Source organism: Celeribacter sp. (assembly GCF_048266405.1).
Lineage (GTDB): Bacteria > Pseudomonadota > Alphaproteobacteria > Rhodobacterales > Rhodobacteraceae > Celeribacter.
Genome location: NZ_JBLWZO010000033.1, coordinates 1 through 7991, shown reverse-complemented (window position 1 = coordinate 7991; position 7991 = coordinate 1). Strand labels below are relative to the sequence as shown.

Sequence of the window (7991 nt, the reverse complement as noted above, 5' to 3'; positions counted from 1 at the left end):
TGCACCGCCGCAAGACAGCTGTGAGCCCACTCTTACAGATGCTGCAAGCCGCATGAATGACGGCTCCACGGAAGAGTAGGCTATTGATTTGCTGAATTGTCGCCTCCTAAGGAGTCTGCCCCCTACCCGAGCAGCCCCCTGAGCATCGACAGTCCAACCGAGGGTTCTCATGGAAGTGTTGCTGGGAAGCTTGTCTCAAAGTCAGAGCAGGCCTGCGCGATTTCCGCAACTTCTTGCACAAACGAGTGCGGTCGATCTTCGCGATAAACCGCGACATAAGGTACGGGTGGCAAGGGGACTTCAGTTTCGATTATATCAAGTTTTCCTTCTTCAAGCAGCCCTTTGCAAAAGTGATAAGGTAAATACGTTACGCCCAATCCAGCCACCGCTAATCCCAGTAACGCCGACATGGAGTCACACACCAGGGTTTCAGGAAAAACGACACCGCGGTTCTTAAGCCATTTATTTAGAAACACGCCTGACCCTGACAGCCGACCTTGCACAAGTACGGGGTACTCAGCCAGATCACGGTGCCTGATGGGGACATTGTTTTTGAGGAATCCTTTCTTCGCCATCCAATAGTTTTGCACGCTCGCAATCGGGACTGTTACAAACTCTGGCAAGGTAAAGGTCTCGGGAATGATGATCAGATCAAGTTGATCTTGTTCGAGATCGCTGAATAGGTCCCGGCTCATGGACGATTTGGGCTCCAACCTTACTTGGGGAAAACGTTCCTTGATTTCAGCTACGAGTTGAGGAAACCAGGTCGAGGCCACGAGTTCGGTCACGCCGATTTTCAACGAGCGCGGCTGAAGGCTTTCGGTATTGCGCAATTCAAGTACCTGATCGTGGAGCAGAAGCATTTTTTTTGCCACTTCGAACAGTTCTTCCCCCTTGCCGGTCAGTTTTGCGCCGCGCTGATTGCGGTTGAAAATCTCAATTCCAGTGCCTCGCTCCAGCTCCTGCACGCGTTTGGAAACGGCAGACTGTGTCGCACACAATCTTGCGGCAGCCCTTTCAAACGTGCCCAACTCGACAATCCAGTAAAGCGTTTCCAGTTGCTTGAGTGTTATTCGAGTATTCATTCCAGGTCCGCGTCACATGCCAATTATTCCACAGTAGCATGTGTTTCGAACACTTGACACCAATATACAGAATGTCTGGGATGCCCGCCGGCTCAATGGCGCACCGACCGATTGCAAGGGCGTTTCGACAATCGAGCCAGGGCGCGGTTGCGATGTGCCACCCGAAAGGCATCCATCGCGTTGCGTGTATTTTCAACCTGACTGTATCTGTCGAACACGCAAGAACGGCCTGCCGCCCCTCGGCGGACGATTGGCCGGGTGCGATGTGTCAGACGAACAGCACCCCAACTATTTGGAATACGCTCCAGTGTAGGTCCCGTTCGCAATGGATGCCAGGATGTCTGTCTCCTTTGCCTGTTGCCGGCGTGTGGCCTTGAGCAGATCGCTTGCGATATCGGGGCCGAATGCGGTGACGCCATCTGAATCGCCAACCACTATGTCACCCGGATTGACCGACATTCCGCCGATCGAAACCGGAACATTGAGCTTGCCAACGCCCCCCTTGTACGGGCCGAGGTGAATAACGTTGCGGGCAAACACCGGGAAGGATTTGGACGAAATCGCATCCACATCCCTGATGGAACCGTCCAGAACAAACCCTGCAGCTCCGCGACTTTCCGCAATGTTCGCCATGATTTCGCCGATGAGCGCACGGTCTTCGTACCCAGCACCGTCGACAACAATGACGTCACCAGGCGATACGATTTCCAACGCCTGATAGATGAAGGTATTGTCCCCAGGAGCGGCTTTGACCGTTAAGGCCCTCCCCGCCATTGTGCCGCCGTTGTGAAACGGACGAATACCCCGGGCACCGATCGCACGATCAAGGTTGTCACTGATATTAGCAACCGCGCAGGCGGAAAATCCCTTAAAAAGTTCGGCGATGTTCTCGCACTCATTTGCCTGTGTCATTTTTCATGCCCCTTCAATATTGGTGCCGGGTAAACGAAGCTTTGCGACAGCTTGCGCGATCGCTTCAATCCCTTCCGAAATGGTGGTTTCTGATGTCGCAAACGAAAGGCGGAGAAATCCGGGCGACCCGTAGGATGCCCCCCCCATGATCGCTGCCGATGCTTCCTCAAGCAGGTAACTCACCAGATCGGCATCTGTTGAAATCACTGAATCATCCTGGGTCTGAGATCCCAGCAATCGACGAACATCGGGGAAGGCGTAAAAAGCTCCCTGCGGCATTGCGCAGGAAATACCTTCGATCCGATTGAGCCCATCAACAATTTGGGTTCTTCTTTTTTTGTAGGACTCCAGCATATCCGCTATCGGTTCCTGACTTCCTTCAAGCGCCTCGATTGCGGCGGTCTGGGCAAAGGAACAGGCGCAGGTAGTACTTTGGCCAAGCAGCTTGACGACAGCCTGAATCACATGACGGGGACCGGCGGCAAATCCCAGTCGCCACCCTGTCATTGCGTAGGCCTTGGACATTCCATTCACTATCACACAACGCTCCCGCAGGCGCGGGTCTACAGCGACCGGAGTGACATTTTTTGCCCCATCGTAGATGACATGTTCATAAATTTCATCTGTCAGCACCGAAACCTGCGGATGCGCAAGCAGGACTTCAATCAGGCTGCTCCACTCCTGATGGCTATAGATTGCCCCGGTTGGATTGGATGGCGAATTGAAGATCACCCAACGGGTTTTCTCAGTGATCGCCGCTTCGAGGGACGCTGGTGTCAGCTTAAAGCCGGTCTCGGGACCGCAGGGCACGACAACCGGCACGCCGCCATTGAGAGCAACAATATCGGGATAACTCACCCAGAATGGCGCGGGAACAATGACCTCGTCGCCAGCTTCCAAAGTTGCGGAAAACAGTTCGTAAATCAGCAGTTTGGCGCCGCTCGCGACGACGATCTCAGACGGATCGTAGGTGACGCCACTGTCTCTGAGCAGTTTGTTGGAAATCGCTTTTCGCAAAGACAGAATTCCGGCCGACCCCGTGTAGTGCGTATCGCCCGCGCGCAGCGCTGCGATCGCTGCGTCTACAATGTTCCCGGGCGTCGAAAAGTCTGGCTCGCCAACGCAGAAATCATAGATCCTGCGCCCTTTAGCCTTCAATTCCGTGACGCGCTGCATCGCTGTAATGCTTGCAGAAGGTTTGAGTTTCATAACCTTGTTTGAGATGGGTATCGACATTTGTTTTCGCAGCTCCGGGCGATTGTTCCATTGCCGTGCTAGGGAAAGATTGCTTAGAAAAAAAGTGATAAAAAGTGATGTTTAAAGTTTCCATTTTGGAATGATATGATATTTGTCCTGGCCATCCCTGCTGTGGTGTTCAACCCAAATGAAAAATTTTGAGAATGAATATTAGATCATTTTCAGTCTTATATGGAATGTATGAGTAGTCGAAAATTTCGCTAACAATCGATCCGAATGCGCGTTTATTGGGACACACCAAACCTTGTTCACGAACAGGACAGGTATCGAATGGATGACCGAAATCCTTTGCCGAGACCGGCAGGAAATATTGGTCAGAACGTCAAGGGAGTACAAAAATGAACGCGAAGCTAAAGACATCACTCACTGCCATTGCTGCCATCGCACTGATGGCCCCGGCAGTGAGTGCAGAAGAGTTTATCACGATCGGTACGGGCGGTGTGACCGGTGTTTACTACCCAACGGGCGGCGCGATCTGCCGTTTGGTGAACAAAGGGCGCGCAGAACACGGCATTCGCTGTTCGGTCGAATCGACCGGTGGATCGGTGTACAACATCAACACCATTCGCGAGGGCGAACTTGATTTTGGTGTGGCTCAGTCTGACTGGCAATACCACGCATACAACGGCACTTCCCGTTTTGAAGAGAACGGACCCTTTGAAGGGCTGCGCGCGGTTTTCTCGGTACATCCCGAGCCCTTCACAGTGGTGGCTCGCGCGGATGCCGGCGTCAAAGATTTTAGTGATCTTGAAGGCAAACGCGTGAACATCGGCAACCCCGGGTCCGGTCAGCGCGGCACGATGGAAGTCCTGATGGCCGCTCTTGGCTGGACCACAGACAACTTCGCTCTGGCGACGGAGCTGAAGATTGCGGAACAGTCTGCCGCCCTGTGCGATAACCAGATCGACGCCATGGTCGTGACCGTTGGTCACCCATCCGGGACGATCCAGGAATCAACCACAGCCTGTGACTCTGTCATCGTGAATGTGACGGGCGAAGCGGTCGACAAACTGATCAGCGAAAACAGCTACTACCGGACTGCGACCATCCCGGGCGGTATGTATCGTGGAACCGACGAAGATGTCACAACCTTCGGCGTAGGCGCAACCTTCGTGACCTCCGAGAATGTGTCAGAAGAAGCTGTCTATGCCGTTGTTGCGGCGGTTTTTGACAACATTGAGGACTTCCGCAAACTGCACCCTGCTTTCGCCAACCTTGATCCAAAAGAGATGGCAACCGCTGGTCTGTCCGCACCACTGCATCCCGGCGCTGAGAAGTACTACCGCGAACATGGCCTGATCGACTGATCTCGTCATGATAACCAAAACAGAGGCGTCTAGACGCCTCTGTTGAGATACGTCGCCTATGGGTCCAAAAGCCCTGACGACGGACACTGGTATCCGTTCACGGATAACGTTGAGCCAAAAAACCTTGCCTTGCAAAATAACTCTTTCTGCCTCAAAGGCCGCGATGGGTTACACGCTGCATTAGTGTTTCGTTAGCGCCGCTGCTTTTTTCAAAACGGCCCTCAAGCAAAAGCAGTCATTGGCGCAAGTGCAGCGAATTCACAATTTGTCCGCATCAGCGACATTGGGAAGCACAAAAGGCTGCGCGATGCACGAATGGCCGCTTCGACGGGCTGCATCGCAGCATCTTGAACTGGTGATGAAAGGCAGCGATGGGCCGTTCGCATCCATCAACACCACCGGGCATGACAGACATCCGCGCGCCCTGCCCCAAGATCAGCTACGCGCATAACCGCCACCCTCTACTATAGGGCCGCCATCGCAATGGCCGAACCCGGAGAATGCCCCATACGAGCCGCCCCCTCACTCTTCCCCCACGTTTTCCTTTTGCTTCTCGAGCCACTCCATCATCACGCGGCGGACCACTTCGGGGCGCGTGGGGAGGTCTTCTTGTTTGCGGCGATAGTCGTCGATTGCACGGATCATCTCCCGATCCATACGTATGTTGACGGGCGACGTGTCGGTTTTAGGGCGTCCAGTTCTAGCCATGACGAATCATTCTCCAAAAAGATACTTGACTTACTGACGCTATATAATCATACTAGACGAGCAAGGCAAGGGTTGCAGCCCTTCGCCTCGCTCTAACCATAACCGATCGATAGGAGATCAATTATGACTGACATGATGTCTACCATGCTGCCTTGCGCAGATGAAGCCGCTTCCGATGCCGTTTCTTCTTTCGCCTCTTCTTCCCCTCTCACTTTTTCTCCCGTCACTTTTTCCCCTGTCACCTTGCAGTTTGCCTCTTTGCTTGATGCGCTTGATACGGCCGTTGAGGCCGAACGCGACATCGAGTGTGCCGAGGCCTTCGATCCCGCCTATTCTGACGGGTGTGATGCCGCGGAACACGCATGGGCACGTGCCGCAGACCTGTGCCGGTCTGTATTTGAACTGCCCGCACAGAGCGCAAGCGATGCCCCGCTCCAGAATATGGCCGAGCTGCTGCACTTCGTGCTCGGCTGCGAGAGCCATGCAGAATATTGCGGGGCCGAAGATCGCCTGCTGAGTGACGCCGGAAGTTATAACTGGTTTGGCCATGATCCGCTCTCCCGTCGCATCTCTGCGATGTTGGCGCGGGCCACGGAGGCCTTCTACGAGATCGGTGCGCTCGAGATGATCGCAGGTCTGGTCGGGCTTGATCCCTCTGCAGGCGCGGATGCCCCGGAGCTGTCCGCTTTGCTGGCGGCCGAATAGGCACTCCCTCCCCCCTCAGGACAGGTCTGTCCTTTTTACTCCAGAGATCATTCCACAGGGCGGTGCTGTCGCCCTGCCCTCCCCCTTTGCTTTGTTCTTTCTTATGCAGGAGGCATCCCCATGACGTCTTTCCCGACACCTTGCGGCGCAGTAAAGCCGGTCCTTCCCTTCATCACCCCGCCCAACACGAACGAGAGCCTGTTTCTGCCCCGCCGCTCACGCCAGGTTCCCCCTGAAGCATGGCAGATCTTTCCGATCAAGACCCCCGCACAATGGCACGGGTTTGCCAAAGACAAAGGTTACGAGATCGTGCGGCGCGTCCGCGACAAAAACCACATCGTGCTTGAATGCAATACCTGTGGCGGCCTGACCGCGCATAAGGTCTACACCCTGCGCAGCGCCCGGCCTGAATGCGCCGCCTGTCAGTATGACCGGATCATCGAGACGGCCAAGGCCGCGGGGCTGATCTTCCTGGGCTATCATCCGACCGACCGTCATCTGGGGTTCTATCGTGCGCCCTGCGGGCATGATCTCATCCGTCAGTTCGAGTTTATCGAGCGTTGCGCCAAAGGGGAGGCCATCCCCCGCTGCGAGACCTGCCGCGCCGCCAAAGAGCAAGGAGAGGCCGAAGCACGGGGATGGGACCTGATCGGCCCCGACCCTCAAAACGACCCGAACTATCGGCTCTATAGCCATGACTGCGGACACGAACAGCGCATCGCGCGGGTGAACATGCAGACGGGCCGCTTCTGCTGTGAACAGTGTGGAGAGGGGTGGTCGTCGGCCCCGAGCTACATCTATGCGATGCGCTTTGTGTTTCCCGACAAAACGCAGGCCGTGAAGCTGGGCTTCTCGCGCGATCCGCAATCGCGCCTGCACCACCAACTCAAGCGCAGCACAGAAGCGGGAAGCGCAGGAGCAAAGAACTCGGAGATTGACGGGGAGCTTCTGCGTCAGGTGCCGATGCAATCGGGCCATCTGGCGCTTTGCGTAGAGAAGCGCCTGCATGCGGAGATCAAGCGCACATATCCCGACGCCGCCCTGCCGGCCGAGCGCTTTGAGGCATGGCTCAGGGTCAAATCAGAGATCTATGTCGCAAAGTTGGAGCCCGTGATCCTCGCCATGCTGAGGCGCCTGCACGGCGACGCGCGCGACCTGGACTAACCCGAACCTGACAAAGCCGGTTTGGACCATCCGGTCTCCCCCCGCGGCCAGCGCTGACTGGTCGCCTTCTTCGCTCACACATATGCCTGCTGCCCGCGTGATCCCTGCGGGCAGCCTCCCTCCCTGTTTCCCGGAAAGGATGCTGCCATGACGCATCGCACCACCACTTCTAAATCTCCCGCCCCCACATCTCCCACGCCTTCTGCTTTCAATGCTTCTTCCTCATTGAACTCTTCTTCCTTCCCGCTGCCCTCGATCACAGGCCCGCGCACGGAGCGCCCCGTCTGGTGGCCCTATGCTCAGGCGACCCTGTTGCGCCTGTCCCGCCACTGCGCTGAGCTGCAGGCTCTGGATGCAGCGCTGCAGAGCACACACGATGAAGACGCCGATGAGATCAGGTTCGATGATGACCCTTGGGATGAAGAGGACGGGCAGCCCTCTCCTCTGCCCGCGTCAAGACGCAGCGCCAAGTCTCGTTGCTCTCAGGCTCACTTGTCCGAGCCATCTCCCTTGGCCGCTCTTTCAGCCAGCCCACTTGTGCAACATCTGCCGGATGACCTCTGGCGCGCCATCGCTGCAAATGGCGATGATCCCTTTGCCACCACCGAAGACGGGCGGAGCCGTCCCGAACTTGCAATCCCGCGCAGCGATCTGGTGCTGGCGGCGCGTCTGGCCGCGACCTTCAAAAGCGCGGACAATTTTGCAGGCCTCATCGCGCCGGATGCGGTGAGCGTGCTCACGGGTGTGCCCGAAGACCAGCGCAGCTCTGTCCGGCGCCTGCTTAAAGACGTCTTCCTGCCGGAGGGCTGGACCATCATCAACACGCGCCCGCCCGTCATGAGCGGCGATCTCA

The 7991-nt window shown here is 56.2% G+C and carries 7 protein-coding genes and 1 pseudogene; 4 read left to right on the top strand and 4 right to left on the bottom strand.

Features of this window, described 5'->3' with window-relative positions; translation table 11 throughout:
• Nucleotides 1-167 precede the first annotated feature (167 nt).
• The 3 genes from ACN0TS_RS18845 to ACN0TS_RS18835 all read right to left on the bottom strand — a co-directional run bounded on the left by ACN0TS_RS18845 (nucleotide 168) and on the right by ACN0TS_RS18835 (nucleotide 3206).
• Nucleotides 168-1085: a LysR family transcriptional regulator gene (locus ACN0TS_RS18845; RefSeq protein WP_417260856.1), complete on the bottom strand. Its 918-nt coding sequence runs from the start codon at nucleotides 1083-1085 to the stop codon at nucleotides 168-170.
• A 288-nt stretch (nucleotides 1086-1373) separates the two neighbouring features.
• Entirely contained in the window at nucleotides 1374-1997 is a 624-nt protein-coding gene (locus ACN0TS_RS18840; RefSeq protein WP_417260855.1) for an RraA family protein, read from the bottom strand.
• A 3-nt stretch (nucleotides 1998-2000) separates the two neighbouring features.
• Nucleotides 2001-3206, bottom strand: coding sequence for a pyridoxal phosphate-dependent aminotransferase (locus tag ACN0TS_RS18835; protein WP_417260854.1), 1206 nt, complete (start codon nucleotides 3204-3206; stop codon nucleotides 2001-2003).
• Between the two features lie 386 nt (nucleotides 3207-3592).
• Between ACN0TS_RS18835 and ACN0TS_RS18830 the strand changes: the two genes are divergently transcribed.
• Nucleotides 3593-4561: a TAXI family TRAP transporter solute-binding subunit gene (locus tag ACN0TS_RS18830; RefSeq protein ID WP_417260853.1), complete on the top strand. Its 969-nt coding sequence runs from the start codon at nucleotides 3593-3595 to the stop codon at nucleotides 4559-4561.
• Nucleotides 4562-5083: 522 nt separating this feature from the next.
• Here ACN0TS_RS18830 and ACN0TS_RS18825 read toward each other — a convergent pair.
• Nucleotides 5084-5269, bottom strand: coding sequence for a ribbon-helix-helix protein, CopG family (locus tag ACN0TS_RS18825; protein ID WP_111481417.1), 186 nt, complete (start codon nucleotides 5267-5269; stop codon nucleotides 5084-5086).
• Between the two features lie 123 nt (nucleotides 5270-5392).
• Between ACN0TS_RS18825 and ACN0TS_RS18820 the strand changes: the two genes are divergently transcribed.
• From ACN0TS_RS18820 to ACN0TS_RS18810, 3 genes and pseudogenes are all read left to right on the top strand, one after another.
• Nucleotides 5393-5974 (top strand): hypothetical protein, encoded by a 582-nt coding sequence (locus tag ACN0TS_RS18820; RefSeq protein ID WP_417260852.1) that lies wholly within the window; start codon nucleotides 5393-5395, stop codon nucleotides 5972-5974.
• Between the two features lie 120 nt (nucleotides 5975-6094).
• Nucleotides 6095-7138 (top strand): GIY-YIG nuclease family protein, encoded by a 1044-nt coding sequence (locus ACN0TS_RS18815; protein WP_417260851.1) that lies wholly within the window; start codon nucleotides 6095-6097, stop codon nucleotides 7136-7138.
• Nucleotides 7139-7285: 147 nt separating this feature from the next.
• Nucleotides 7286-7991, top strand: a pseudogene (locus ACN0TS_RS18810) (hypothetical protein); the annotation flags it as partial.

What these genes read in the sequence shown, in the direction of transcription:
- ACN0TS_RS18845 (WP_417260856.1), bottom strand. Translation starts at nt 1,085, where the DNA reads ATGAATACTCGAATAACACTCAAGCAACTGGAAACGCTTTACTGGATT.
- ACN0TS_RS18840 (WP_417260855.1), bottom strand. Translation starts at nt 1,997, where the DNA reads ATGACACAGGCAAATGAGTGCGAGAACATCGCCGAACTTTTTAAGGGA.
- ACN0TS_RS18835 (WP_417260854.1), bottom strand. Translation starts at nt 3,206, where the DNA reads ATGAAACTCAAACCTTCTGCAAGCATTACAGCGATGCAGCGCGTCACG.
- ACN0TS_RS18830 (WP_417260853.1), top strand. Translation starts at nt 3,593, where the DNA reads ATGAACGCGAAGCTAAAGACATCACTCACTGCCATTGCTGCCATCGCA.
- ACN0TS_RS18825 (WP_111481417.1), bottom strand. Translation starts at nt 5,269, where the DNA reads ATGGCTAGAACTGGACGCCCTAAAACCGACACGTCGCCCGTCAACATA.
- ACN0TS_RS18820 (WP_417260852.1), top strand. Translation starts at nt 5,393, where the DNA reads ATGACTGACATGATGTCTACCATGCTGCCTTGCGCAGATGAAGCCGCT.
- ACN0TS_RS18815 (WP_417260851.1), top strand. Translation starts at nt 6,095, where the DNA reads ATGACGTCTTTCCCGACACCTTGCGGCGCAGTAAAGCCGGTCCTTCCC.